This is a genomic window from Williamsia sp. DF01-3 (assembly GCF_023051145.1).
Lineage (GTDB): Bacteria > Actinomycetota > Actinomycetes > Mycobacteriales > Mycobacteriaceae > Williamsia.
In genome coordinates, this window is record NZ_JALKFS010000005.1 from 3,436,049 (window position 1) to 3,461,575 (window position 25,527).

At 65.4% G+C, this 25,527-nt stretch carries 21 protein-coding genes and 1 pseudogene; 10 read left to right on the forward strand and 12 right to left on the reverse strand.

The window, feature by feature from the left end; translation table 11 throughout:
* Positions 1 to 35: 35 nt before the first annotated feature.
* Positions 36 to 1,073, reverse strand: coding sequence for an N-acetyl-gamma-glutamyl-phosphate reductase (gene argC / locus MVA47_RS18315; protein ID WP_247209157.1), 1,038 nt, complete (start codon positions 1,071 to 1,073; stop codon positions 36 to 38).
* 120 nt (positions 1,074 to 1,193) lie between these two features.
* Here argC and MVA47_RS18320 point away from each other — a divergent pair, with 120 nt between their 5' ends.
* From MVA47_RS18320 to MVA47_RS18330, 3 genes are read left to right on the forward strand one after another with little or no spacing between them, the layout of a single operon-like run.
* Positions 1,194 to 1,934 (forward strand): ABC transporter ATP-binding protein, encoded by a 741-nt coding sequence (locus MVA47_RS18320; protein WP_247209158.1) that lies wholly within the window; start codon positions 1,194 to 1,196, stop codon positions 1,932 to 1,934.
* On the forward strand, positions 1,931 to 2,686 hold the full coding sequence (locus tag MVA47_RS18325) for an ABC transporter permease (RefSeq protein ID WP_247209160.1): 756 nt from the start codon (positions 1,931 to 1,933) through the stop codon (positions 2,684 to 2,686). Before MVA47_RS18320 ends, MVA47_RS18325 begins: the two co-directional genes overlap by 4 nt.
* 46 nt (positions 2,687 to 2,732) lie before the next feature.
* The gene (locus tag MVA47_RS18330; RefSeq protein WP_247209162.1) at positions 2,733 to 3,332 is read left to right on the forward strand and encodes a TetR family transcriptional regulator; all 600 of its coding nucleotides are present in this window, start codon (positions 2,733 to 2,735) and stop codon (positions 3,330 to 3,332) included.
* A gap of 14 nt (positions 3,333 to 3,346) precedes the next feature.
* Here MVA47_RS18330 and pheT read toward each other — a convergent pair whose 3' ends face one another.
* The 6 genes and pseudogenes from pheT to infC all read right to left on the reverse strand — a co-directional run bounded on the left by pheT (position 3,347) and on the right by infC (position 9,111).
* The gene (gene pheT, locus MVA47_RS18335; RefSeq protein ID WP_247209163.1) at positions 3,347 to 5,824 is read right to left on the reverse strand and encodes a phenylalanine--tRNA ligase subunit beta; all 2,478 of its coding nucleotides are present in this window, start codon (positions 5,822 to 5,824) and stop codon (positions 3,347 to 3,349) included.
* A 30-nt stretch (positions 5,825 to 5,854) separates the two neighbouring features.
* On the reverse strand, positions 5,855 to 6,904 hold the full coding sequence (gene pheS / locus MVA47_RS18340) for a phenylalanine--tRNA ligase subunit alpha (protein ID WP_247209169.1): 1,050 nt from the start codon (positions 6,902 to 6,904) through the stop codon (positions 5,855 to 5,857).
* Positions 6,905 to 6,946: 42 nt separating this feature from the next.
* Positions 6,947 to 7,786 (reverse strand): RNA methyltransferase, encoded by an 840-nt coding sequence (locus MVA47_RS18345; RefSeq protein ID WP_247209172.1) that lies wholly within the window; start codon positions 7,784 to 7,786, stop codon positions 6,947 to 6,949.
* Between the two features lie 17 nt (positions 7,787 to 7,803).
* Positions 7,804 to 8,184, reverse strand: coding sequence for a 50S ribosomal protein L20 (gene rplT / locus MVA47_RS18350; RefSeq protein ID WP_030173202.1), 381 nt, complete (start codon positions 8,182 to 8,184; stop codon positions 7,804 to 7,806).
* Positions 8,185 to 8,248: 64 nt separating this feature from the next.
* Positions 8,249 to 8,443 (reverse strand): 50S ribosomal protein L35, encoded by a 195-nt coding sequence (rpmI, locus tag MVA47_RS18355; protein WP_023960686.1) that lies wholly within the window; start codon positions 8,441 to 8,443, stop codon positions 8,249 to 8,251.
* 36 nt (positions 8,444 to 8,479) lie between these two features.
* Positions 8,480 to 9,111 (reverse strand): annotated as a pseudogene (gene infC / locus MVA47_RS18360) (translation initiation factor IF-3).
* A gap of 364 nt (positions 9,112 to 9,475) precedes the next feature.
* Between infC and MVA47_RS18365 the strand changes: the two are divergent.
* The gene (locus tag MVA47_RS18365) at positions 9,476 to 9,826 is read left to right on the forward strand and encodes a DUF1844 domain-containing protein (RefSeq protein ID WP_247209174.1); all 351 of its coding nucleotides are present in this window, start codon (positions 9,476 to 9,478) and stop codon (positions 9,824 to 9,826) included.
* Between the two features lie 77 nt (positions 9,827 to 9,903).
* On the opposite strand, the gene ilvD is transcribed toward MVA47_RS18365, so the two are convergent.
* The 3 genes from ilvD to MVA47_RS18380 all read right to left on the reverse strand — a co-directional run bounded on the left by ilvD (position 9,904) and on the right by MVA47_RS18380 (position 16,134).
* Positions 9,904 to 11,592: a dihydroxy-acid dehydratase gene (gene ilvD / locus MVA47_RS18370; RefSeq protein WP_062799301.1), complete on the reverse strand. Its 1,689-nt coding sequence runs from the start codon at positions 11,590 to 11,592 to the stop codon at positions 9,904 to 9,906.
* Between the two features lie 45 nt (positions 11,593 to 11,637).
* Positions 11,638 to 14,595, reverse strand: a complete 2,958-nt coding sequence (uvrA, locus tag MVA47_RS18375; protein WP_247209175.1) for an excinuclease ABC subunit UvrA — start codon at positions 14,593 to 14,595, stop codon at positions 11,638 to 11,640.
* A 171-nt stretch (positions 14,596 to 14,766) separates the two neighbouring features.
* Complete coding sequence (locus MVA47_RS18380; RefSeq protein WP_281505448.1) at positions 14,767 to 16,134, reverse strand: MFS transporter; 1,368 nt, start codon at positions 16,132 to 16,134, stop codon at positions 14,767 to 14,769.
* Between the two features lie 28 nt (positions 16,135 to 16,162).
* On the opposite strand from MVA47_RS18380, the gene MVA47_RS18385 reads away from it, so the two are divergent.
* Together MVA47_RS18385 and MVA47_RS18390 are read left to right on the forward strand one after the other, a co-directional pair.
* Positions 16,163 to 17,140 (forward strand): GlxA family transcriptional regulator, encoded by a 978-nt coding sequence (locus tag MVA47_RS18385; RefSeq protein WP_247209178.1) that lies wholly within the window; start codon positions 16,163 to 16,165, stop codon positions 17,138 to 17,140.
* A 32-nt stretch (positions 17,141 to 17,172) separates the two neighbouring features.
* Positions 17,173 to 17,847 (forward strand): MBL fold metallo-hydrolase, encoded by a 675-nt coding sequence (locus MVA47_RS18390; RefSeq protein ID WP_247209180.1) that lies wholly within the window; start codon positions 17,173 to 17,175, stop codon positions 17,845 to 17,847.
* Here the strand turns inward: MVA47_RS18390 and MVA47_RS18395 are convergent, their stop codons facing one another.
* A complete protein-coding gene (locus tag MVA47_RS18395; RefSeq protein WP_247209182.1) occupies positions 17,848 to 18,366 on the reverse strand; it encodes a hypothetical protein in 519 nt (172 codons plus the stop codon).
* 192 nt (positions 18,367 to 18,558) lie between these two features.
* Here MVA47_RS18395 and MVA47_RS18400 point away from each other — a divergent pair, with 192 nt between their 5' ends.
* On the forward strand, positions 18,559 to 19,770 hold the full coding sequence (locus tag MVA47_RS18400; RefSeq protein WP_247209184.1) for a DoxX family protein: 1,212 nt from the start codon (positions 18,559 to 18,561) through the stop codon (positions 19,768 to 19,770).
* A 57-nt stretch (positions 19,771 to 19,827) separates the two neighbouring features.
* On the opposite strand, the gene MVA47_RS18405 is transcribed toward MVA47_RS18400, so the two are convergent.
* Positions 19,828 to 21,510, reverse strand: a complete 1,683-nt coding sequence (locus tag MVA47_RS18405; protein WP_247209186.1) for a phosphoenolpyruvate--protein phosphotransferase — start codon at positions 21,508 to 21,510, stop codon at positions 19,828 to 19,830.
* Positions 21,511 to 21,667: 157 nt separating this feature from the next.
* Between MVA47_RS18405 and MVA47_RS18410 the strand changes: the two genes are divergently transcribed.
* Genes MVA47_RS18410 through MVA47_RS18420 form a run of 3 tightly spaced genes read left to right on the forward strand, consistent with a single transcriptional unit; the run spans position 21,668 to position 25,519 of the window.
* The gene (locus tag MVA47_RS18410) at positions 21,668 to 22,435 is read left to right on the forward strand and encodes a DeoR/GlpR family DNA-binding transcription regulator (RefSeq protein ID WP_247209188.1); all 768 of its coding nucleotides are present in this window, start codon (positions 21,668 to 21,670) and stop codon (positions 22,433 to 22,435) included.
* Complete coding sequence (locus tag MVA47_RS18415; RefSeq protein ID WP_247209190.1) at positions 22,432 to 23,412, forward strand: 1-phosphofructokinase family hexose kinase; 981 nt, start codon at positions 22,432 to 22,434, stop codon at positions 23,410 to 23,412. The genes MVA47_RS18410 and MVA47_RS18415 overlap by 4 nt, the downstream gene beginning before the upstream one ends.
* A 31-nt stretch (positions 23,413 to 23,443) precedes the next feature.
* Complete coding sequence (locus MVA47_RS18420) at positions 23,444 to 25,519, forward strand: fructose-specific PTS transporter subunit EIIC (protein WP_247209192.1); 2,076 nt, start codon at positions 23,444 to 23,446, stop codon at positions 25,517 to 25,519.
* Positions 25,520 to 25,527: the final 8 nt, after the last annotated feature.

Sequence of the window (25,527 nt, forward strand, 5' to 3'; positions counted from 1 at the left end):
GGGCTCGATGCCGTTGACAGTCGTATCACCGTTGCTCATGGCGCCACACCCACAGTGCTCAGACCCTCTGTTTCGTCCCAGCCCAGAGCCAGGTTCATGGATTGGACCGCGCCGCCGCCGGTGCCTTTGGTGAGATTGTCGATCGCAGCGACGGCCACCAGGGTGCCCGCACGCTCGTCGACGGCCACGCTGAGTTGCACGGCGTTCGACCCCATCACCGAGCCCGTCGCCGGCAGCCGGCCTTCGGGCAACAACGCAACAAAAGGTTCATCCGCATATGCCTTCTCGTACACGGCACGCGCCTCGGCGGTGGTTGCGGTCGAGGGAGCTGTGCACGTCGCGAGAATTCCTCGGGTCATCGGCACCAATATCGGGGTGAAGGAGACGCTGACCGGTGAGTTCCCCACGGCCGACAGGTTTTGGATGATCTCGGGTGTGTGCCTGTGTGACCCGCCGACCCCGTAGGCACGAGCAGAACCGATCACTTCCGAACCCAGCAGATCGACCCGTGGCGAACGGCCGGCGCCTGAGGCGCCGGTCACCGCGACGATCGTCAGTTGCGGACCGACGATTCCCGCCGCGACAGCGGGTAACAACGCAAGAGTGCTCACTGTCGGATAGCAACCCGGCACTGCGATTCGCGACGCACCGGACAAGATCTCGCGGTTCCCGGGAAGCTCGGGCAGGCCGTAGGGCCAACTGCCGGCATGATTTCCGCCGTAGTACTTGTCCCACTCCGCCGAGTCCTGCAAGCGGAAATCGGCGCCGCAGTCGATCACCAGGGTGCTGGGCGGCAAAGCGTCGGCGACCGGCCCCGACGTACCGTGCGGGAGCGCCAGGAACACCACGTCGTGGCCGGTCAGCGCTTCGGTGGTGGTCTCGCCGAGTTCGCGATCCGCCAGCGGTAAAAGGTGGGGATGATGAGCACCCAGCAGCGACCCCGCGTTCGAGCCGGCGGTGAGTGAACCGATTCGCATCTCTCCAGAGATGTACTTGGGATGGCCGAGTAACAGGCGAAGAATTTCCCCGCCCGCGTACCCGCTGGCTCCGGCGACAGCCACTGACACAGTCATGTGATTCATTATGCACGCTGCCGCAAGTTAATTCACATGCTCCTCCATTGACGCCCACCATCGCGCGTTCTATGTTATTCACCAGGCAATGAATTCAACACAAGATGAATTGAGACCGCCATGGCACAGCCAGACCCCACCAACCACCCTCACCCCGCCATCCGAATCGAGGACCTCGTCGTCAGGCGCGGTAGCACTCGCGCGCTGAACGGCGTGACGCTGTCGGTGCCCCGCGGATCGATCACCGGACTTCTCGGTCCATCGGGATGCGGGAAGACCACGCTCATGCGTTCTGTGGTGGGCACGCAACGCATCACGTCAGGCTCTATCGACGTGCTGAGCCGACCCGCCGGCGCGAAAGAACTCCGCGGACGCGTCGGCTACGTGACGCAGGCTCCCTCGGTCTACACCGATCTCACCGTCGAAGAAAATGTCCGTTACTTCGCCGACCTCTACCGTCGCCGCGACCTGATGGACGACTCGATTCGCGCCGTCGGTCTCGACGATTTCCGTGGTCGCCGAACCTCTCAGTTGTCAGGAGGTCAGCGCAGCCGGGTGTCGATCGCCTGCGCGCTCGTCGGCAGTCCCGAGATCTTGATCCTCGACGAACCGACCGTGGGTCTCGACCCGGTTCTGCGGGCGGAGTTGTGGGAGCGGTTCCGTGCACTTGCCGACACCGGGACCACCCTGCTCGTATCGAGTCACGTGATGGACGAGGCCGACCACTGCGACGCGCTGGTGTTGATGCGCGAAGGCGGAGTCATCGCAGAACTCACTCCCGACGACCTACGCGCCCGGACGCGTCAGACCAACCTCGAACAGGCCTTCCTCGCCCTGATCACCGAACGGACAGCATCATGAACGCCACCATCGCGCTCTCGACCACCGGTCGGGTTCTTCGGCAACTCAAGGCCGACCCACGAACGATCGCCATGATCCTGCTCGTCCCGGTGATCTTGATGGCGTTGCTGTACTTCATGTTCGAGAACCAGGTCGGCCCTCCCGGCGGACCGGAACCGTTCGATCGGATCGCACTCGTTCTGCTCGGGGTGCTCCCTTTCGCGATCATGTTCTTGATCACCTCGATCGCGATGTTGCGAGAGAGATCGTCCGGCACGTTGGAACGACTGCTCACCACCCCTATGAGCAAGGCGGATCTGCTGGTTGGCTACGCCGCCGCGTTTTCCACGGCCGCGATGGCTCAAGCTGCACTCGCATGTGTCGTGTCGTTCTGGGTTCTCGGACTGCAGACGGCCGGAAGCATCGGATGGGTTCTCGTGATCGCGATCCTTGACGCCATCCTCGGTGTCGGACTCGGATTGCTGTGCAGCGCTTTTGCCCAGACCGAGTTCCAGGCCGTCCAGTTCTTGCCGGTGGTGGTCATCCCCCAGTTGTTCCTGTGTGGACTCTTCGTCCCGCGAGCCGATCTGCCGCGGTGGCTCGAGGTGATCAGCAACGTGATGCCGCTCAGCTATGCCGTGGAGGCGCTGGATCAGGTGGGCCGATATTCCGAGCCGACCGGCACGATGTGGCGGGACCTGCTGGTTGTACTGCTGTGCACCATCGCAGCGCTGGCGTTGGCCGCCGGATCGCTGCGGCGGCGGACCGAGTGATGGGTCTGCTCGTCCGACGCCACCGGCACCTGGAGATGATGCCCGGGTGAGCGGTCCGAGGCGATCAGGACGGCGCCCCGGTGAACCTGACACCAAGGGACAGATCTTGGCGTCAGCCCGCACACTCTTCGCTCGCGACGGACTGGACCGCACATCCATCCGTGCGGTCGCCGCGGACGCGGGAGTGGATCCGGCACTTGTGCACCACTATTTCGGCACCAAACACAAGCTGTTCCTCGCCGCGATCGAATTGCCCATCGATCCGCTCGATGTGGTGGGGCCTCTGCGCGAGGTCCCGCTCGATGAACTCGGCCCCATCCTCGTCCGTACGGTAGTCGGGGTATGGGACAGCGAACTGCAAGAATCCGGAATCGCGTTGCTGCGCACCGTGATCAGTGGACCCGATCCGACGCTGATCCGAACCATGGTGCTCGAGGTGGTGCTCGCAGACATCACCGAACGCGCCGACAACCCCGCCGGCACCGGGAAACTACGGGCCAATCTCGTGGGCAGTGCGGTGCTCGGCATGATCATGACGCGGTACCTGCTGCGTTTCGAACCCCTCGCTTCGCTGCCGGCCGACGACGTGGTCGCCAACCTCGGACCCACGATCCAGCGCTACCTCACCGGCCCGATCAGTCCGTAACTCCTCCCGGTCGGTCAGCTCCGCATCTGTGCACCGACCGTCGCCGTCGCCTGTGCGAGCGCGGCGTCGCGGGCTGCAGTGGCCTCGTCTTCGGTGAGGGTGCGGTCAGATGCCCGGAAGCGCAAGGAGAAGGTCAACGACTTGCGGCCGTCCCCCACTTGCTCACCGGTGAACACATCGAACAGTGCAATGCTCTCGAGCAGCTCACCGGCGCCGGCGGCCAGCGCGGCCTGCACATCGGCGGCCGCGACATCGGCGTCGACGACCACTGCGAGGTCTTGCAGCACGGGAGGGTACGGCGAGATACGCGGCGACACCAGGCGCTCGCTGAGCGGTACGGCGTCGATGTTGATCTCGAGCGCCAAGGAGCGTGCCGGAAGGTGCATCTTCTCGAGCACCGCCGGATGCAGTTCACCCGCCCAGCCGACCACGGAGTCATCGACCAGAACTTCGGCGCAGCGGCCCGGATGCCAGGGCACCTCGGAGCCCGAGCGCAGCGTTAGCTCGACACCGGCAGCCTGGCCGATGATGCGTACGGCATCGAAGACGTCGGTGGGGTCGGCCTGACGCCCCTTGCCCCACGGCCCTGCCGGCTCTCGCAGACCCGTCAGAACGGCGGCGACATGCAGCGGCTGCGCGGGCAACGAACAGATCAGCTCGGCGACCTCGTCATCGGTGGGTCGACGATCAACCGGCAGCGCCGGCACCGGGTGCACGCCGGCACCGGCCAGCACCACCTGACCGATTGCGAACATCGACAGATCACGTTGTCCCCGAGCAAGGTTGCGCCCGACCATCTCCAACAGCCCGGGCAGCAGGGTGGAGTTCAACTCCGGACGGTCGGCTTCCAGCGGGTTGAGCACCTTGACGGTGTTGCGGCGCGGATCGTCGGCCGGGAGGTTCCACACGTCGAACACATCCGCAGGCATGAACGGGTAAGGCAGCACCTCGACATAGCCCGACAACGCAAGGCTGCGTCCGATGCTGCGTCGGCGGCGCTGGGCCGGGGTCAGGCCAGTGCCTCCAGGAGCCGTCGGAACGGCAACCGGGATGTTCTCGTAGCCCTCGAGGCGTAGCACCTCTTCCACGAGATCGGCGCTCTGGCGTAGATCGGGACGCCAACTCGGCGGGACCACTGTGAGGGTGTCACCGGACGCGGCGACCTCACAGCCGACTTGCTCGAGGCGCCGCACCGCGGTGCCATCGGGATAGGCGATACCCGCGGTGGCCGAAGGCGCCGACAACGCCATCGTGACCGGAGTCTGCGGAGCCACATCACCGACATCTGTGTAGACGGGATCGATTGTGCCACCGCAGATCTCGGTGAGCAGCTGGGCAGCCCTGAGCAATGCGACATCGGTGATACGAGGGTCGACCACCCGCTCGAATCGCTTGCTCGCCTCACTGGTGAGGCGGTGCCGTTTTGCCGTCCGGAAGACCGCAACCGGGTCGAAGGTAGCGGCTTCGAGCAGCACTTCGCTGCTTTCGAGGTTGATCTCGGTGGACGCCCCACCCATCACACCCGCTAACGCGATGGGTCCCGACTGGTCGGTGATCACAACGTCTTCGGGGTCGAGAACGCGGACGGCATCGTCGAGCGTGGTCAGCTTTTCCCCGGCGAGTGCGCGGCGCACCACGATCTCGCCCGACAGTTTCGCAGCGTCGAAAGCGTGCAGCGGTTGACCCAGTTCGAGCATCACGTAGTTGGTGATGTCGACAGCGGCCGAGATCGGACGCACACCGGCCAACATCAGCCGTTTGACGAGCCACCACGGCGACGGAGCTGTCGGGTCGATGCCACGGACGACAGCTGCGCTGTACCGCGTGGCCCCCGACGCGGGGTCGATACGCACGGGCCAGCCGGAATCGCCTGCGCTCGTGGACAGATCGGGTTTATCCGCGGGATCCACGAACTCGAGATCGAAGCTGCAGGCGAGCTCCCTGGACAACCCCCGGACCGAGAACGCGTAGCCACGGTCGGGAGTCACATTGACGTCGATGACGGTGTCGTCCAGGCCCAGGACCGCGCGGGCGTCAGACCCCGGGGCGGCGATGTTCGGCGGCAACACCAGAATCCCGCTGTGATCGTTGCCGATGCCCATCTCCGACACCGAGCAGATCATCCCGTCGGACACCCTGCCGTAGGTCTTGCGTGCCGCGATGGCGAAGTCGCCTGGCAAGACGCTGCCCGGCAGAGCTGCGACGATCAGGTCACCCTCGGCGAAATTCTGTGCACCACAGATGATTCCGCGATCATCGGCTTCACCGACGTCGACCTGGCAGTACCGGATCGGCTTCTTGAACTCGGTGAGCTGCTCGATGTGGTTGACCCGGCCGACCACCAGCGGACCGGTGATCACGGGCAACGAGCGGATCTCTTCGATCTCGAAGCCGACCCGCACGAAACCTTCATCGATCTGGGCAGACGATGCGCTCCATCCGGGCGCGCCACGTTGCAGGACTTCGGTCAGCCACGACTGCGCTACTTGCACTGGGACTCAGCTCTTTCGTTCGGAAGGAAATCAGGCGCCGGGGCCGAAGGGCACCGTGAATCGGATGTCGCCCTCGACCATGTCGCGCATGTCGGGCAGGTCGTTGCGGAACTGCAGCGTGCGTTCGAGACCCATGCCGAAAGCGAATCCCGAATAGACGTCTGGGTCGATTCCGCTGGCGCGCAACACATTAGGGTTGACCATGCCGCAGCCGCCCCACTCTACCCAGCCTGCGCCGCCTTTCTTACCGGTGAACCAGACGTCCACCTCGGCCGATGGTTCGGTGAACGGGAAGTAGCTGGGCCGCATCCGGGTCACGGTCTCGGGTCCGAACAGTGCCTTCGCAAACAGGTCGAGCGTGCCGCGTAGATGCGCCATGGTCAGTCCCTTGTCCACGGCCAGACCCTCGACCTGGTGGAACACCGGGGTATGGGTGCTGTCGAGTTCGTCCGTGCGGAACGTGCGGCCCGGACAGGCGACGTAGATCGGGAGGTCACGCGAGAGCATCGCGCGGACCTGGACGGGTGAGGTGTGCGTACGCAGCACCTGCCGCGAATCGGGTGGAGCGATGTAGAAGGTGTCCTGCATCGAACGCGCCGGGTGGTCGGGCAGGAAGTTCAGCGCATCGAAGTTGAAGTGCTCTGTCTCGACCTCGGGTCCTTCGGCGATCTCCCAGCCCATCCCGACGAACACGTCGGCAACCTGATCGGCGATCACCGTGATCGGGTGCCGCGCTCCCGACGGACGACGCGCACTGGGCAAGGTGACATCGATGGTCTCGGCGACCAGGACGGCCGCGTCGCGTTCGGCGGTCAAGACCGCCAGTCGTTCCTCGTAGGCGCGCTGGACCTGGCCGCGGGCGATGTTGACCCGCTTGCCCGCTTCGGCTTTCTGCTCTTTGGGCAGCGCGCCGAGCTCGCGGCGAGCCAGAGCGATCGCCGACTTGTCCCCCATGTGTTCGGTCTTGGCGACCGCGAGCGCGGGCAGGTCGACCGCGTCGGAGAACGCTGCCACAGCGGCGTCCACTGCGGTCGCGAGTGGCTTGTCCGCCTCGCTGATTGGGATCGACTCGTCGGCCACGGCTGCGGTAACTCCTGCTCGTCAGATGGTGGAGAAAAAGGTTCAGGGGGTCGGGCTGGACCCCGTACGAGGGTAGTCGACACCCGAATGCGCATCGGCGCTGGCATACAGGCAGATCGCGGCCGCAGCAGCCAAGTTGAGGCTCTCGGCCCGGCCCCTGATCGGGATCGAGATGCGATGGTCGGCGCGGCCGAGGATGTCCTCGGGCAGACCGTGCGCCTCATTGCCGAAGAGCCACGCAGTCGGACCCGACAACACGTGGCCGGCCTCGGGCAGACTCAGCTCGGCATTCCCGGATGTCGCGCAGATCGCGACCCCGCCGGCACGCAGTTCTGCCAGGACCACATCGATGTCACGCTCACGAGCGATGGGGATATGGAAAACGCTTCCGGCGGTGGAACGCACACACTTCCCGTTGTGGGGGTCCACACTGTCGCCTGCCAGCACCACGGCGTCGGCGCCCATTGCATCTGCAGTTCGGATGAGCGTGCCGGCATTGCCGGGGTCGGTCATCTCGACGGGAACCGCAAGCAGGCGAGGTGAGGTCGCCAGTACGTCGACTAGGGGTACGTCGACCAGGTCGGCAATCACGAACAGACCAGTGCTGGTGACCGTGTCGGCGAGCTTGGACGCGGCGCCCTCGGTGATCGCGCAGACCTCGATGCCTATGCGCTGAGCGTCGTCGATCAGGTCAGCGTGCCGGAGGTGCGCGTCGTCCGTCGCGAGCAGGACTCGGGCGCGACGACTCTGTAGTGCAGCCGCCACCGAGTTGGCGCCCTCGGCCAGGAATGCGGCTGCTTTGCGTCGGCCCGCGGAACGGTGCAGTTTGGCGTACGAAACAATCCGCGCCGAACGTTCGGTGAGAACGTCCGGCGCGGACATGTTGTTGGCGGGCTCGATCAGGCGGCCGGCGCGTTGACGTCCGACGGCAGCGCCTTCTTGGCGACAGCAACCAGACCGGTGAACGCCTCGGGATCGCTGACGGCGATCTCGGCGAGGATCTTCCGGTCGACCTCGACACCAGCGATCTTCAGACCCTGGATGAAGCGGTTGTAGGTGATGTCGTTGGCCCGGGCTGCGGCGTTGATCCGCGAGATCCAGAGCTTGCGGAACTCGCCCTTGCGCGCCCGGCGGTCCCGGTACGCGTAGGTGAGCGAATGCAGCTGCTGCTCTTTGGCCTTGCGGTAGAGCCGCGAACGCTGTCCGCGGTAGCCCTTGGAAGCCTCCAGGGTTGTACGACGCTTCTTCTGGGCGTTTACCGCCCTTTTTACGCGTGCCATCGTTGATTTACCTCTTAGTAGTGCGGCTGCCGGGAACCGGCCAGCGGGTGGTCTGTGGGGAGCGTCAGATCTTCAGCAGGCGCTTGATGCGGGGAGCATCGTTCTCGGAGACGACGACGGTGCCGTCGAGACGACGTGTGCGCTTGGTGGGCTTGTGCTCCATCAAGTGGCGACGGTTTGCGCGCTGGCGGACGATCTTGCCACTGCCGGTCACCTTGAATCGCTTCGCGGTTCCCTTGTGGGTCTTTGTCTTGGGCATGGTCATGCCTTTCTTCTCGATCAGCCTGGGAGGCGGTCAGCCTTCAGGATTTGCGGCCGGAGCCGGTCCTGAATCTGCCGCAGGCTTACTGGGTGCACTCTGCGCTGGTTGCGCTTTCGGTGCCTGAGCTTGAGCTTGAGCCTGTGCTTTGGTCTTGGCGCCCTTGTGCGGGGCCAGAACCATCGTCATGTTGCGGCCATCTTGCTTGGCGGAGGTCTCGACGAACCCGTACTCGCCGACGTCGTTGCCCAAGCGCTGCAGCAATCGGTAACCGAGCTCGGGTCGCGACTGTTCGCGTCCGCGGAACATGATCGTCACCTTGACCTTGGACCCGGCTTCGAGGAAGCGGATGACGTGACCTTTTTGGTCTCGTAATCGTGGTCGTCGATCTTGGGGCGGAGCTTCTGCTCCTTGATGACGGTCATCTGCTGGTTGCGACGCGATTCGCGCTGCTTCTGTGCCGCCTCGTATTTGAACTTGCCGTAGTCCATGATCTTGCAGACCGGCGGGCGCGCGTTCGGGGCCACCTCGACCAGATCAAGATCGGCCTCGATAGCCAAGCGCAGGGCATCTTCCACGCGGACGATGCCGACCTGCTCCGAGTTCGGTCCGACCAAACGGACCTCGGGAACTCGGATGCGCTCATTGATACGAGTCTCAGTGCTGATGGGGCCTCCTCATTTGTGTCCGCGTACGTAGGTGGTTCCTCGTGGCAGACGTTTTCTGTCGGGTTGGACCGCGGGAGCAACTGGCGAAGACAGATCCTCAGCGAAAAGGCCCCGGCTCGATGAAAGTTCATCGACGGGGCCCACACCGACCGGTTCATGTCACCTATCGCATCCCAGCGATCACAGCCTCCAACTCAGAGGCCACCGGAAATATTCCGCTGACACGGATACCTCCGGCGACAAAACCGGACCGTTCAACTGTGCGGGCTTCTTGCGAAGACACCGACGTCGAGCGGTGGGAGTGTGAACTCCACTTGCAACCCCGGCGTACGCCAGGGCGGTCGTAGGTGAAAGTCTAACAGCCATGACGGAAAACGTGAATTCCGAGCCCGAGGTGCGCGACCTGGCCGAGGTTCCGGCCATCGAGGTGATCACGCGTGCTGCGGTGATGTTGATGAGTGCGGCGGCGGAAAAGCTCGGGTTGTCCGAGAGCGACCCGGCGACGAGCCCGCACTTCGACCTCGACGAGGCGCGGAAACTGATCGGCGCACTGGCCGGACTCGTACAGTCGTCGGTTGCCGACCTCGGTATCCACGCCGCTCCCCTGCGCGACGGCCTCAAGAGTCTGCAGCTCGCCTTCCGCGAGGCCAGTGCGCATCCAGATGAACCGGGGAAGGGCCCAGGCGAGAAGCAGACCGGCCCCGTCACCGACTAGCCCGAAGTGTGCCCTTGTGGCGGAGGTGCCCTTAAGATTCACTCGCCATAAGGGCACACTTTCGGGGTTCGGCGGGGTCAGTGGGTGACGGCTCCGACGGACGCCGAACGGACCAGCTTGGCGTACTTGGAGAGCACACCCCGCTGGTACTTGTGGTCGAGAGGCTGCCAATCCTGTTTGCGTGACTCCAGCTCGTCGTCGTCGACGAGGAGGTCCAATGTCCGCGCAGCGATGTCGACGCGAATGCGGTCGCCGTCGCGGATGAAGGCCACCGGTCCCCCGTCGGATGCCTCGGGCGCTAGGTGCCCGATGCACAGGCCGGTGGTGCCGCCGGAGAAGCGGCCGTCGGTCAGCAGCAACACGTCTTTGCCGAGACCGGCCCCCTTGATGGCGCCCGTGATCGCGAGCATCTCGCGCATGCCCGGTCCGCCCTTCGGACCTTCGTATCGGATGACGACCACGTCACCGGCTTTGATGACGCCGTCCGCGAGGGCGGCCAGCGCACCCTGCTCGCGCTCGAACACTCGCGCCGGGCCCTCGAAGGTGTCGGCGTCGAATCCCGCGGACTTCACCACCGCGCCTTCGGGAGCAAGCGAGCCGTGGAGCACCGTGATCCCGCCGGTCTTGTGGATGGGGTTGCTCAGCGTGCGGATGACGTCGCCGTCGAGTGGCGCGATGTCCATCGCAGCGAGGTTCTCCGACAACGTCTTTCCGGTGACGGTCAGTGCATCCCCGTTGAGTAGACCGGCGTCGAGCAGAGCCTTCATGACCACCGGGATACCGCCGTGACGGTCGAAGTCGTTCATCACGAACCGGCCGAAGGGTTTGAGGTCGCCCAGGTGGGGGGTGCGGTCGCCGATGCGGTTGAAGTCGTCGAGGTCGAGATCGACATCCGCTTCACTGGCGATGGCCAGCAGGTGCAGGACGGCATTGGTGGAACCGCCAAGGGCCATGGTGACCGTGATGGCGTTCTCCAGCGCGGGCTTGGTGATGATGTCGCGGGCGGTGATGCCGAGACGGATCAGGTTGACCACTGCCTCGCCGGAACGGTGTGCGAAGGCGTCACGCCTGCGGTCCGCTGCGGGCGGTGACGCCGACCCCGGGAGGCTCATACCCATCGCCTCGGCGATCGACGCCATCGTGTTCGCGGTGTACATACCGCCGCAGGCACCCTCACCCGGACAGATCGCGCGCTCGATGCGGCCGAGATCCTCCTCGGACATCGAACCGACCCGGCACGCCCCGACGGCCTCGAAAGCATCGATCAGCGTGACATCCCGTTCGGTGCCGTCACTCAGCTTGACCCAACCGGGGGCGATGGTGCCGGCATAGAGGAACACCGATGCGAGGTCGAGGCGAGCGGCGGCCATCAGCATCCCGGGCAGAGACTTGTCGCAACCGGCGAGCAGAACCGACCCGTCGAGCCGTTCGGCCTGCATCACGGTTTCCACCGAGTCGGCGATCACCTCCCGCGACACCAGTGAGAAGTGCATGCCCTCGTGGCCCATCGAGATGCCGTCCGACACCGAGATGGTGCCGAACTGCAGTGGATAACCACCGCCGGCGTGCACGCCCTCCTTGGCCGCCTGCGCGAGCCGATCGAGCGAGAGGTTGCATGGGGTGATCTCGTTCCACGAGCTCCCGATGCCGATCTGGGCCTTACCCCAATCCTCGTCGCCCATTCCGACCGCCCGCAACATCCCGCGGCTGGGTGCCGCCGAGATCCCGTCGGTGACGGTGCGACTGCGCGGCTTCATGTCAACCATGGTGCTGACTCCTACTCGATGGATGGAACAGCCGGTCGGCCGCGATCAACTCGCTGCGACCTCTTGCTTACGACCAGTCTGCTTTGCTGCAGCTTTGCGTGCGGGCGTTTTGCGCTTGGGCTTGGCCGGGACGGATGCGACCGTCTGCGGTTTGAGCATCTCCGCGAGGAACTTTCCGGTGTGGCTCTCCGCCACGGCTGCGACATCTTCGGGCGTACCTTCCGCCACGACCGTGCCGCCACCGGAACCACCTTCAGGCCCCATGTCGATGACCCAGTCCGCGGTCTTGATGACGTCGAGATTGTGCTCGATGACGATCACGGAGTTGCCCTTGTCGACGAGCCCGTTGATCACCTTGAGCAGCTTGCGGATGTCCTCGAAGTGCAGGCCGGTGGTCGGCTCGTCCAGCACGTATGCCGTGCGTCCGGTCGACCGCTTCTGGAGCTCTGCGGCCAGCTTCACGCGCTGCGCCTCGCCACCGGACAGTGTCGGGGCCGGCTGTCCGAGTCGGACGTAGCCCAAGCCGACGTCGTTGAGGGTCTTGAGGTACCGGTGGATCGAGGTGATGGCCTCGAAGAAATCGACGGCCTCCTCGATCGGCATGTCCAAGACCTCGGAGATGGTCTTGCCCTTGTAGTGGACTTCCAGCGTTTCGCGGTTGTACCGCGCACCGTGGCACACCTCGCAGGGGACGTACACGTCGGGCAGGAAGTTCATCTCGATCTTGATGGTGCCCTCGCCGGTACACGCCTCACAGCGACCGCCCTTGACGTTGAACGAGAATCGTCCCGGCTGGTAGCCACGAACTTTCGCCTCGGTGGTCGCGGCGAAGAGAGTACGGATCTTGTCGAACACACCGGTGTAGGTGGCCGGGTTCGACCGTGGGGTCCGACCGATGGGCGACTGGTCGACGCGCACCAGCTTGTCGAGATTGTCCATGCCGTTGATCCGCGTGTGCCGGCCCGGTACCTGGCGCGCACCGTTGAGCTTGTTGGCCATCACCGTGGCCAGGATGTCGTTGACAAGCGTGGACTTGCCCGAACCCGAGACGCCGGTGACCGCGGTGAGCACACCGAGCGGGAACACCACGTCGATGTTGTCCAAGTTGTGCTCACGTGCGCCGACAACGGTCAGCTGTCGCTTGCGGTCGATCGGACGCCGGATCTCGGGGACCTCGAGGAACTCGCGACCGGAGAGATATGCACCGGTCAGGGACTCGGTGTTGGTCAGCAGATCCTTGTAGCTACCGCTGTGCACCACACGCCCACCGTGCTCGCCGGCATACGGTCCGATGTCGACGATCCAGTCGGCCGAGCGGATGGTGTCTTCGTCGTGCTCGACGACGATGAGGGTGTTGCCCAGGTTGCGCAGCCGGGTGAGGGTGTCGATGAGACGACGGTTGTCGCGCTGGTGGAGACCGATCGATGGTTCGTCGAGCACGTACAGCACGCCGGCCAGACCGGAGCCGATCTGGGTGGCCAGGCGGATGCGTTGCGCCTCGCCGCCGGAGAGCGATCCGGCAGCCCGTGACAACGACAGGTACTCGAGACCGACGTCGAGCAGGAATGTGATGCGGGATTGCACCTCTTTGCGCACACGTCCGGCGATGGCCTGCTCGCGCGAGCCCAGCTTGAGGTCGGACAGGTAGTCGGCGCACTCGGCGACCGACAACGCACACACGTCCGCGATCGACTTCTCACCGAAACGCTGGTGGTCGAGGGTCACGGCGAGGATCTCGGGGCGCAGGCGGGCACCACCGCACTCGGGACAGGGGATGTCACGCATGTATCCCTCGTACCGGTCCTTCATCTGCTCGGACTCGGTCTGTTCCATGCGCCGGTGCAGGAACGACATCACACCTTCGAACTCGGTGTAGTACGAGCGCGTGCGGCCGTAGCGGTTGCGGAAACGGACGTGCACCTGGTGGTCGCTGCCGTTCAGGATCGCCTTACGCGCCTTGAGCGGGAGTTTCTTCCACGGCGTCTTGGTGTCGAACCCCATCTCGTCGCCGAGGCCTGAGAGCAACCGGAGGAAATAGTCCGCGTTGTGGCCGCCCGACCACGGCGCGATCGCACCGTCGGCAAGCGACAGGTCCGGGTCGGGAACGACGAGTTCCTCGTCCACCTCTTTGCGGATGCCGAGCCCGTCGCACTCCGGGCATGCACCGTACGGCGAGTTGAAAGAAAAGGACCGCGGTTCGAGGTCGTCGATGGCGATCGGGTGGCCGTTGGGGCAGGCCATCCGCTCGGAGAAGCGCCGCTCCCGGTGGGGGTCGTTCTCCTCCAGGTCGACGAAGTCGAGCACCACCACACCGTCGGCCAAACCCAATGCGGTCTCGACCGAGTCGGTGAGTCGCTGTTTCGCCGAGGACTTGACGGACAACCGGTCCACCACGACCTCGATGTCGTGCTTCTCCTGCTTCTTGAGCTTTGGCGGATCGGTGAGCGGGTACACCACGCCATCGATCCGGGCACGCGAAAAGCCTTGTGTCTGGAGGGTTCCGAACAGGTCGACGAATTCACCCTTGCGGGTGCGGACCACCGGCGCCAACACCTGGAAACGGATGCCCTGTTCCATCTCGAGCACCTGGTCGACGATTTGCTGAGGGGTCTGCTTCTCGATGGCCGAACCGCACTCGGGGCAATGGGCCTTGCCCGCACGTGCGTAGAGCAGACGGAGGTAGTCGTAGACCTCGGTGATGGTGCCGACGGTGGAACGCGGGTTCCGGTTGGTGGACTTCTGGTCGATCGAGACCGCGGGTGACAGTCCCTCGATGAAGTCGACGTCGGGCTTGTCCATCTGACCGAGGAACTGGCGCGCGTATGCCGACAACGACTCGACGTAGCGGCGCTGCCCCTCGGCGAAGATCGTGTCGAACGCGAGGCTCGATTTTCCCGAGCCGGACAGCCCCGTGAAGACGATCAAGCTGTCACGCGGGAGGTCGACGTCGATGCCGCGCAGGTTGTGTTCGCGGGCTCCGCGCACGATGAGGCGATCAGCCACAGTGGTCCTTTTCGGTGTCGAATCGGGGGTACCGACCGCATGCAGGTCGGAAGGTCGGTGTCAGCCAGGGGCGTACCCGGCAATGCTAGAGGCACCCACTGACAAGATACCGGCCCCAGCAAATCGCACCCCGGCCGAGCCGACTGTCAACCACTCATCTCACCCGGCTGATCAGCACTTATCGTGCGCGAGCCGGTCCGATGGCACCGACGGTTGTGTGTTGGCAACCACGGGCCTCCGAATGCCCAGGGACAGCAGCGCAGCAACGACGCAGAGGCCGGCCGCGACGTAGAACGCGATGTCGTAGCTGCCGTGCTGATCGCGCAGATGGCCCGCGCCGAACGCCGCCACCGCAGCCCCCAGTTGATGCGCGGCGAATACCCAGCCGAACACCACCGGCGTGCGGTCCGCGAAGTGGGTTCGGCACAGCGCGATGGTGGGCGGGACCGTCGCTACCCAGTCCAGACCGTAGAAGATGATGAACACCCATGTGCTCGGTTCTGCATGCGGAGACAGCAGCACGGGCAGGGCGAGCAGTGACACTCCCCTTCCCACGTAATAGACGGCAAGCAGGATCCGAGCGTCCACACGGTCGGTGAGCCAGCCGGAGAAGATCGTGCCTGCGACGTCGAACACCCCGATGGTGGCGAGTAGACCTGCAGCGACCGTTGTCGGCATTCCATGGTCGTGCGCAGCCGGGATGAAGTGGGTGCCGATCAGTCCGTTTGTCGTCGCCCCACAGATCGCGAAACTCGCCGCGAGCAACCAGAACACCCGTGTACGCGCACCGATCACCAGCCCGTCCAGAGCCATGCGAAAACTGCCCGAGCGCGCGACGGGCGGCAGCGACGGCTGCTGCTCGATCGGCGCACCGTATGCGCTGATCCCCTTGTCACTCGGATGGTTTCGCATGAAGACCACGATCAGCGGAACCACCGCCAAGGCAGCTGCCGCGACGATGAGGGCCGCCAACCGCCACCCGTATCGAGTGGTGACCAGGGCCACCAGCGGGAGGAAGATCAGCTGCCCCGTGGCGCTAGCAGCCGTCAGGACCCCGGTCACCAATCCGCGGCGTTCGACGAACCAGCGGGTGGCGACCGTGGCCACGAACCCCATCGAGATCGACCCGGTGCCGATACCCACCAGAACGCCCCAGAGCAGCAGCAGCTGCCACCCGGCGGTCATGAAGACGCTGAGGGCGGTGCCCAGTGCGATCAGGGTGAGTGCGCCGGCGAGGATCGGACGCACTCCGAAACGGTCCATCAACGCCGCCGAGAACGGCGCGGTCAGACCGAACAATGTCATGTTGATCGACATCGCCAGACCCACCGTGCCGTGGGACCAGCCGAACTCCTCGTGCAACGGGTCCATCATCACGCTGGGAACCGACCGGAAACCGGCCGCTGCAAGAAGAGCCACGAAGCTGATGGCGGCCACTGTCCACGCCCAGTGCAGACGGGGGCCGGAGCGGACGCGCGGGGTCTCGGCGATGGTCACCGGACAACTCTCGCTGTCGCCGATCGGCGCCGCCATTGGCATAGATGACAACATCTGAAAAAATGCTGCCATGGCTTCTCGCATCCCGACTCCTCATCGAATCGCTGTGCTGATGCTCGAGCCGGTGATCGGGTTCGATGCCACGATTCCGCCGATGGTGTTCGGGCAGGCCGCCGACGATGCGGGAAATCCCTTGTACGACGTCGAGTTGATCGGCCTGTCGACCGAGCCCGTGCGGACCCTGTCCGGGTTCGCGATGGTGCCCACCCGTGGTCCTGAGGCTCTCGACTCGGCGGACACGGTCGTGATCCCCGGCACCAGGCTGCACGAGGTCCGATTCAACGGCACCTGCCCCGCCGAACTGCGTCAAGCGCTGGAGCGCGTTCGGACGGGTACCCGCATGGTGTCGATCTGCACCGGCGCCTTCGCGCTCGCGGCAGCGGGGCTTCTCGACGGCCGACCGGCGACCACCCACTGGGACAAGGCCGACGACCTGCGTCGGCTCTACCCGGCGGTGCACCTCGACGAGGACGTTCTGTTCGTCGACGACGGGGACGTTCTCACCTCGGCGGGCCTTGCCGCAGGAATCGACCTGTGTCTGCACATGATTCGCCGCGACCACGGTGCGCGGGTGGCGAACCGGGTGGCCAAGTACTGCGTGGTGCCACCGTGGCGCGATGGCGGCCAGGCCCAATACATCGACGCCGCAGTACCCGACGTCGGTGACGCTTCCACGTCGGCGGTGCGGGAGTGGGCTCGCCACAACCTGACCGAGCCACTCACCGTTGCCCAGCTCGCCCGGCAGGCCAACATGAGTGTGCGTACCTTCAACCGGCGATTCCGCGAAGAAACCGGTGACACGCCTGCGGTCTGGGTCCGTAAACAGCGTGTGCACCACGCCCGCGAACTACTCGAGTCCCGCGACCTTCCGGTCGACGAGGTCGCCAGGCTGTCGGGTCTGGCCACCGGGGCCAATCTCCGTCACCACCTCCGCCACCACCTGGGGACATCCCCGACCCGTTATCGCCGGACCTTTCAGGGCCAGTGACCGAGTCCAGTGACCAAGTAAGGTCTTGAGCCATGAGTGCAGCGGCCCCGATCTCCGACACATACACCGGTGACTTCAGTGAATCCGAAGTCCCTCAACGCAAATCGACTCCCCGGGCGACCATCGTCAAATTGTCGGTCGGTCCGATGGACAACAACGTCTACGTCATCACCTGCAAGCAGACCGGCAAGGCGCTGCTGATCGATGCTGCGAACGACGCGGACACTCTCATCGAGCTGATCAGGAATCACGGCAACATCGAGCTGATCTTCACCACCCATTGGCACCCGGACCATTGGATCGCACTCGAAGAGGTGGTCAAGGCGACCGGTCTTCCCACCGCCGCAGGCCGAATCGACGCCGAGCCGATTCAGGTGAAGACAGACCGGTTGATCGACGAGGGCGACGTCATCGAGGTCGGCGAGCTCCGCCTGGAGGCCATCCATTTGAAGGGTCACACCGACGGCTCCATCGCGCTGTCACTCGAAGACGACGTCGCCCACCTGTTCACGGGCGATTCGCTCTTTCCGGGTGGTGTCGGAAAGACACACCGCGACGGCGACTTCGAGATCCTGCTGAACGACGTGACGACCAAACTCTTCGACCGCTTCGACGACACCTCTGTGGTCTACCCCGGGCACGGGCTCGACACCACTCTGGGGGCCGAGCGGCCTCACCTCGACGAGTGGCGCGAACGCGGCTGGTGATCAGGTGAGCAGCGTGTTCCACCGGGCCGCTGCCATGGCATCCTCGGACACCCTGGCCGAGACGAGACGAGCAAGCACCCCGGCTTCGTCGACCGTGAGATAACTGGGATTGGACATCATCGGCGCCCGCAGCTGCTCGCACCGGTCCAGACCCGGGGTGGCCTGGATCAGCCCGCGCGGCACATGGTTGTCCGCGCCGAGCCGCAAGCCCATGTAGTGGACCTTTCGTGGTTCGGGGGCGCCGATCGAGTTCGAAAGGTCCTCGCGGTTCTCGACCACCCAGCCCACCTCATAGATTCCGGGGTTCTTCGGACCGGTCACCCACAGGGCTATGAGGTCGCCGGTCCTCACCATCCGGCTTCTGCCGGACCGCGGACTCAGGCACCAGCTGTCTGCATAGAGGTCCGGGACAGGTCCCTGGCCCTGATCATCTGCAGCGATGGCCGCGAAGTAGTCGGTCCCGGTCACCGGGTTGCACTTCACCACCCAGCAGCCGACATCCCCGTGTTCGATGGGCACCACTCACCTCCGTTCGGTCGGCCGATGTCTACCCATTGCGAGGGACCATCACACAGGTCCAGGTTCATCTATAGGGTCAACAGAGTCCATCCGTTAAGCAGGTTCTGTCGGACCACCTGGCGAGAGGAAGGTTTCACGCATGACTTTCCCGGGGACAGGTCCATGTAACAAGTGTCTTGAGGAGGCCCTTCTATGCTCATCCGCCGCATTGCCCGTCCCATGCTCGCGACTGCGTTCATCGCAACTGGGATCGACGCGATCCGACGCCCGGAACAGCTAGCCGAAACCGCGCAGCCGTTCGTCGACAAAGCAAAAACCCAGCTCCCGCCGCAGGCCGCCGACCTGATCCCGGCTGACGCGCAGGTGGTTGTCCGTATCAACGGCGCCATCCACATCATCGGTGGTCTGGCACTGGCGACCGGCAAGTTCCCGCGGCTCGCCTCGCTGACCCTCGCCGGCGTTGTCATCCCCACCACGCTGGCCGGAAACGACTTCTGGAACGAGACCGACCCGCACGAGCGGGCCGAGCAGCAAGCGCATTTCATCAAGAACGTGGGACTACTCGGCGGGCTGCTGATCGCAACCGTCGACACCGAAGGCAAGCCGTCGCTGGCATGGCGCGGACGCAAGGCCGCGGCAATCGCCGGTGACAAGGTCAGTGCAGTACTACCGACCGCCGCTGCGAGCGCTTCGACCGCAGGCGTCCTGGCCGATCGTGCGTCGCACATCGCCGAGGTGGTCGGCGAGCGAACCGGCGATCTCGCCGAGGTGGCCTCCGACCGCGGCGGCAAGTTCGCCGAGGTCGCGTCGGAGCGGGCTGCCGAACTGGCACAGAAGGCGTCGCAACGGGCGGCCGTCCTGGCCGATGTCGCAGGCGAACGCGGCAGCGAGATCGTCGACGTCGCGTCCAAGCGTGGCGCAGTTCTCGCCGGAGTCGCTTCCGAGCGGGCCGGAGAGCTCGCGGCCAAGGCCACCACACAGAGCGCGAAGCTCGCCGAGGTCGCCACCGAGCGCACAGCGTCGCTCAGCAAGGCCGCTGCGAAGAAGCAGGCCAAGCTGAGCCAGCAGGCAGGCAAGAAGCAGGCGAAATTGGGTAAGACCGCCGCCAAGCAGCAGGCCAAGCTGACCAAGCAGCAGACCAAGTTCGCCAAGCAGGCCCTGACCAACGGAGCCAAGGCGAAGAGCGCTGCTGCCGATCGTCGCGCCGAACTCGCCGCGTCTGCATCACAGACGTTGGCTGCCACCAATGGGTACGCAGAGAAGACGCTCGCGACCGCTCGTGACCGGGCACCCGAGCTTGCCGAATCGGCCCGCGTCTACGCCGCGCAGCTCGCCGAGCGTGCAGCCGACGAAGGCGTCAAGCTGTCAGCGCAGGCACGCAAGCAGGCAAAGAAAGCGCAGTAGGTTCGCCCGTTCGACCGCTTGACGTTTCGAGTACGCGGGCAGCAGCCCACAACGCAGTCAGTCCAGAAGACTGCGAGCTGCTGCCCGCGCACTCATCGGATCTGCCGTTTGCGACACCGCGTCGGCTGCTCGCCGGCACTGATCCAGGGTCACCGTCGCCAGCTTGGCACCCACGCCCGCAACTGCCGATGCTGCCGCCGACAGCGATGTGATCCCGAAACCGACCAGCACACAGGCGAGCAGCGGATCGGCCGCCGCTTCCCCACACACCCCCACCGGCTTGTTCACGGCAGCGCCGGCGACTGCCGTGCGCGCCAGCAGTGACAGGACTGCGGGCTGCCAGGGATCGGTGAGCTCGGCGAGATCGGCCGACATCCGGTCGGCTGCCATCGTGTACTGCGCGAGATCGTTGGTTCCCACCGACAGGAAGTCGACGTGGTCGAGGATCCGTTCGGCGAGCAACGCCGCTGCCGGGACCTCGATCATCACTCCGGGGACGAGCCCGCGTTCACGGACTTTCGCGGCGAACGACTCAGCTTCGGCAGCCGTAGAGATCATGGGCGCCATCACCCACGGGGGTGAAACCCCCTCGGACGCAGCAGCAATCGCGTCCAGTTGCCGATCGAGAATGCCGCTGTCACGGGCTGCGATCCGGATGCCACGCACCCCCAGAGCCGGATTGGCCTCATGCGGGTGTTCGGCGAAACGCAGAGGTTTGTCCGACCCGGCATCGAGTGTGCGAACGACGACCTTTGCGTCCGGGAAGGCGTCGAGCACCTCACGGTAGATGGCGGACTGCTCGGCGACCGTCGGTTCGGTCTCCCGGTCGAGGAAGCACAGTTCGGTCCGGAACAACCCGATCCCACCCGCTGAGGTCTCCGCAGCCACCCGCGCCCCGGCGCCGTCTTGTACATTCGCGAGGACGTCAACTCGATGACCGTCGGCTGTCGCCCCGGGTCCGGTCCACGCGGCTGTGCGCTCGGCAATCAACCGGTACTGCGCCACTGCTTCGGATGCCGCGGCCGCATCAGGTGACACGGTGATCTCGCCCTCCGCGCCGTCGAGCAGTACCGAACTCCCTGCTGCGACCTCGTCGAGGCCGGTGACCGCCACGACGCAAGGAATGCCCAGTTGGCGCGCGATGATCGCGGTATGGCTGGTCGGTCCGCCGAGCGAAGTCGCCAGCCCGATGACCATTGCCGGGTCGAGGCCCGCCGTATCTGCAGGCGCCAGGTCCTCCGCGAAAAGGATCGACGGAACGTCCGGTTCCGGAACCCCCGGTTCAGGAGCCCCGATCAGCTCGGCGAGCACGCGGTCACGGACATCGCGGAGATCGGTCACGCGCTCGGCCATCAGGCCGCCGAGTTTGGTGAACATGGCCACGAACTGTTCAGTGGCCGCGGCTGTCGCTGCGGTGGCGGAATTGCCGGCCTCGATGAGCTTCTCGGCTGCACCCAGCCAGCCACGATCCGTTGCCATGGCCGCATTGGCGGCAAGCACTTCGGACGCCGCTCCGCTCGACACCGCGGCCCGTGCCTGCAGTCGCGACGCAACAGCTTTGGTGCCCTCGCGGAACGCCTGCAGCTCACGGTCGCGGTCCGCCGGGTCGATCACGGTGTCGTCGAGCGGCGGCGCGACGCGTGGACCCGGAACGATCACCGGGCCCGCCACCACGCCTGGCACCACCGGCGTTCCGTGCAACACCCTTCGCGGGCTTCCGATCAGCGTTGACTTCGTCATCCGTCCTCCTCTGACAAGTCTGCGGGCTTACGTGTCTACGTCACCAACCCGACTCGATGTGATTCAGATTACTCAAAATCCTTGACAAAGCAATACGATCGGGCATAAAACAACATAAAGCAACACCAACTAGCAACGTAACCCACATGGAGGGCAGATGTACGCAGAGGAGCGGCAGCAGGCCATGGCCGCGCTGATCGCGCAGAAAGGCCGCATGTCGGTCGCTGATCTGTCCGATCTGTACGGCGTGACAACCGAGACGGTGCGTCGCGATCTGGCGGCCCTCGACAGACTCGGGGTGATCCGACGGGTCCATGGTGGCGCAGTACCCGCATCCGCGCTCACAGCCATCGAGGTCGGCACGGCCGAACGCGAGCACAGTCGATCCGGAGAGAAGGACCGAATCGGCAAGGCGGCCATGGACCAGCTACCCCCGGTCGGCGGCAGCATCCTGCTCGACGCCGGGACGACCACGGCCCGAGTTGCTGCTCACCTCCCCGCCGACATGGACCTCGTCATCGTCACCAACTCCATCCCGGTCGCGGCCCGAGTGGGAGGCCTCGGTGGGTCACGCCTGCATCTGCTCGGTGGACGTGTCCGCGGGATCACCCAGGCAGTGGTCGGTGACGACGCGCTGCGAACGCTGGCGTCGATGCGGATCGACGTCGCCTTCGTCGGGACCAACGGACTCAGTCTGCGCCACGGGCTGTCCACTCCCGACAGCGATGAAGCCGCCATCAAGCGGGCGATGGTCACCAGTGCGCACCGCGTCGTGGTGGTTGCTGATTCGTCGAAGGTCGGCCGAGAAGACCTGATCAGTTTCGCCCCGATCGACAGGGTCGACGTCCTCATCACCGACAGCGCCCTGCGCGAGTCGGATCGCGCCGAACTGCTTGCGCACGACGTCGAGGTGGTGACGGCATGATCGTCACCCTCACCGCCAATCCGAGCATCGACCGCACAATCAATCTGACCGGGCCACTCCAGCGCGGCGCAGTACATCGCGCATCGGCAGCGACCTCCCATCCCGGAGGCAAGGGCGTCAATGTCTCCCGCGTCGTCACGGCTGCAGGCAAGCGTTCGATCGCGGTGTTGCCCGGCAACTCCAGTGAGCCGATCCTGCTGGCATTGGACGAGGCAGGAATCGACCATCGCGGTATCTCGCACCCGGGAACAGCCCGGGTCAACCTCACGGTCACCGAACCCGACGGCACGACAACAAAGATCAACGAGCCAGGGGCAGCCCTGCCACCGGAAACGCTGGCAGCCCTGACGGCTTGCCTGCAGGACCTGGCCGGCTCCGCGGTGTGGGTCGTGTTGTCCGGGTCGCTACCCCCTGGTGTCCCGGCCGATTGGTACGCCGACCTCGTCACAGCGCTCCGCGTCGGGCCGACCCAGATCGCAGTGGACACCTCCGATGAACCGCTGCTCGCCCTCGCGGCCCGGTTCCCCTCGGCCGCACCCGATCTCATCAAACCGAACGCAACCGAACTCGGTCAGCTCACCGGCCTGGACGGCGCCGAGCTCGAACTCGCCGCCGAACACGGGGACCCGTTGCCGACCGCCCGGGCCGCGAGATCGTTGATCGAGGCCGGCGGCCCGCGTGCCGTGCTGGCAACTCTGGGCGCCGCAGGAGCCGTTCTCGTCAACGACGAAGGCGCGTGGCACGCAACAACTCCCCCGATCGCGCCGCGCAGCACGGTCGGAGCCGGCGATTCTTCGCTGGCCGGATATCTACTCGCCGATCTGCAAAATGCCGGACCGGCCGACCGCCTCGCATGGGCGGTCTCGTATGGCAGCGCCGCAGCAGCGCTACCGGGAACGGCTTTGCCGAGTCCGCACCACACCCAGCCCGGCGCCGTGACAGTCACCGCGCTCAACCCGGTCATCGGCAACCACTGATCCCGGCTCCACCACCCCCTAAGGAAAAGTCATGTCCCACCCGACGATCCGAGCCGGTTCCGCACCGGCGATCATCAGCCCGGAACTGATCGCGCTCGACGCCGATCTGGGCACCACCAAAGATGCTGTCATCGACGCGCTGGCACACCGGCTCGCAGCAGACGGCCGCACGTCCGACGTGGATGCGCTCAAAGCCGCTGCCCTGGCACGTGAGTCCCAGTCGGCCACCGGCCTGCCGGGCGGCATCGCCATCCCTCATTGCCGGGATGCGTCGATCGCCGCCGCATCTCTCGGTTTCGCCCGCCTGTCGCCGAAGGTCGACTTCGGCGCGCCGGACGGCCCTGCCGACCTCGTGTTCCTGATTGCCGCACCCGAAGGCGCCGGTTCCGAGCACATGAAGCTGCTGTCCAGTCTTGCGCGCGCATTGGTCAAGCCGGCATTCGTGGCGTCGCTGCGAGCAGCAGCCACTCCCACCGACGTGGTCGCTCTTGTGGAGGAGGTACTCGCGCCCGCCACACCACCGGGCCCGACGGCGTCGGCCGCCTCGACCCCAGCCGCTTCGGCGGCCACCACCGACCCTGCCGACACGAAGCCGACCGACACCAACAGCTCCGACGTGCCGAACAAGACCCTCGTCGCGGTGACGGCGTGCCCGACCGGCATCGCGCACACCTATATGGCGGCCGACTCCCTGGTCGCCGCGGGCGAGCGGGCCGGCGTGACCGTTCATGTCGAAACGCAGGGCTCGAGTGGCAGCACTCCCCTTGCGGCCCAGATCATCGCCGATGCGGGGGCGGTCATCTTCGCCACGGACGTCGGCGTGAAAGGCCGTGAGCGATTCGCGGGCAAGCCGGTGGTGGCGTCCGGGGTCAAGCGGGCGATCAATGAGCCGGACGCCATGGTCACCGAGGCGCTGCGAGCCAGCCTCGATCCGTCCGCGGCCAAGGTGGCAGGTGACGCGGCCGCCGGCAACGACGGCGCATCCGCGACCACCGGTATCGGTTGGGGTACACGTCTACGGCAGATCCTGCTGACCGGCGTGAGCTACATGATCCCGTTCGTCGCCGCCGGAGGTCTGCTCATCGCCTTGGGCTTCTTGCTCGCGGGCTACGAGATCACCGACACCGCCGAGAAGATCACTCTCGACAACTCTTTGACACAACTGCCTGATGGTGGACTGAAGACCTACCTCGGCGCAGTGCTCTTCCAACTCGGATCGCTCGCGTTCAGCTTCCTGGTCCCGGCGCTCGCCGGGTACATCGCCTTCGCGATAGCCGACAGGCCCGGACTGGCCCCCGGCTTCACCGCCGGTGCGGTCGCGGTGTTCGTCGGTGCCGGTTTCATCGGTGGCCTCGTCGGTGGCCTGATCGCGGGCTTTGCCGCTCTGTGGATCGGCCGGATCGGCGTACCCCAATGGGCTCGCGGACTGATGCCCGTGGTGGTCATCCCGCTCTTCGCCTCGCTGATCGTCGGTGTCCTGATGTTCGTGGTGCTCGGCAAGCCGCTCGCCGCGGTCACCGACGGGTTGACCGACTGGCTCAACGGGCTCTCCGGTTCCTCGGCAATCCTGCTCGGAATCATCCTCGGTCTGATGATGTGCTTCGATCTCGGCGGTCCGGTCAACAAGGCCGCATATGCGTTCGCTGTGGCAGGCCTGTCCGTCACCGATGACGCGTCGCTGAAGATCATGGCCGCTGTGATGGCTGCCGGCATGGGTCCCCCGCTGGCGATGGCATTGGCTTCGACTGTTCGACCCAGCTTGTTCACCGACGCAGAACGGGAGAACGGCAAAGCGGCATGGCTCTTGGGTGCCTCGTTCATCTCCGAGGGCGCAATCCCGTTTGCGGCAGCCGACCCACTGCGTGTCATCCCCTCGATGATGGCCGGCGGAGCAGTCACCGGAGGATTGATCATGGCCACCGGTGCCACCTTGAGCGCGCCACACGGCGGCATCTTCGTGTCGTTTGCGATCGGGGGAATCGGCTGGTTCTTCCTGTCGCTGGCCATCGGCACCGCGGTCTCGGCCGCGTGTGTCGTCGGAGCCAAGCAGCTGATCAAGCCGCGTAAGCCACAGGCGGCGAAGTCGAAGGTTCTCGCCACCGCCTGATCCACCAG

Excerpts from the sequence above, each read along its gene's own strand:
- argC (WP_247209157.1), bottom strand. The coding sequence starts at position 1,073 with ATGACTGTGTCAGTGGCTGTCGCCGGAGCCAGCGGGTACGCGGGCGGG.
- MVA47_RS18320 (WP_247209158.1), top strand. The coding sequence starts at position 1,194 with ATGGCACAGCCAGACCCCACCAACCACCCTCACCCCGCCATCCGAATC.
- MVA47_RS18325 (WP_247209160.1), top strand. The coding sequence starts at position 1,931 with ATGAACGCCACCATCGCGCTCTCGACCACCGGTCGGGTTCTTCGGCAA.
- MVA47_RS18345 (WP_247209172.1), bottom strand. The coding sequence starts at position 7,786 with ATGTCCGCGCCGGACGTTCTCACCGAACGTTCGGCGCGGATTGTTTCG.
- rplT (WP_030173202.1), bottom strand. The coding sequence starts at position 8,184 with ATGGCACGCGTAAAAAGGGCGGTAAACGCCCAGAAGAAGCGTCGTACA.
- rpmI (WP_023960686.1), bottom strand. The coding sequence starts at position 8,443 with ATGCCCAAGACAAAGACCCACAAGGGAACCGCGAAGCGATTCAAGGTG.
- MVA47_RS18365 (WP_247209174.1), top strand. The coding sequence starts at position 9,476 with ATGACGGAAAACGTGAATTCCGAGCCCGAGGTGCGCGACCTGGCCGAG.
- ilvD (WP_062799301.1), bottom strand. The coding sequence starts at position 11,592 with ATGGTTGACATGAAGCCGCGCAGTCGCACCGTCACCGACGGGATCTCG.
- MVA47_RS18380 (WP_281505448.1), bottom strand. The coding sequence starts at position 16,134 with ATGCCAATGGCGGCGCCGATCGGCGACAGCGAGAGTTGTCCGGTGACC.
- MVA47_RS18385 (WP_247209178.1), top strand. The coding sequence starts at position 16,163 with ATGGCTTCTCGCATCCCGACTCCTCATCGAATCGCTGTGCTGATGCTC.
- MVA47_RS18390 (WP_247209180.1), top strand. The coding sequence starts at position 17,173 with ATGAGTGCAGCGGCCCCGATCTCCGACACATACACCGGTGACTTCAGT.
- MVA47_RS18400 (WP_247209184.1), top strand. The coding sequence starts at position 18,559 with ATGCTCATCCGCCGCATTGCCCGTCCCATGCTCGCGACTGCGTTCATC.
- MVA47_RS18405 (WP_247209186.1), bottom strand. The coding sequence starts at position 21,510 with ATGACGAAGTCAACGCTGATCGGAAGCCCGCGAAGGGTGTTGCACGGA.
- MVA47_RS18410 (WP_247209188.1), top strand. The coding sequence starts at position 21,668 with ATGTACGCAGAGGAGCGGCAGCAGGCCATGGCCGCGCTGATCGCGCAG.
- MVA47_RS18415 (WP_247209190.1), top strand. The coding sequence starts at position 22,432 with ATGATCGTCACCCTCACCGCCAATCCGAGCATCGACCGCACAATCAAT.
- MVA47_RS18420 (WP_247209192.1), top strand. The coding sequence starts at position 23,444 with ATGTCCCACCCGACGATCCGAGCCGGTTCCGCACCGGCGATCATCAGC.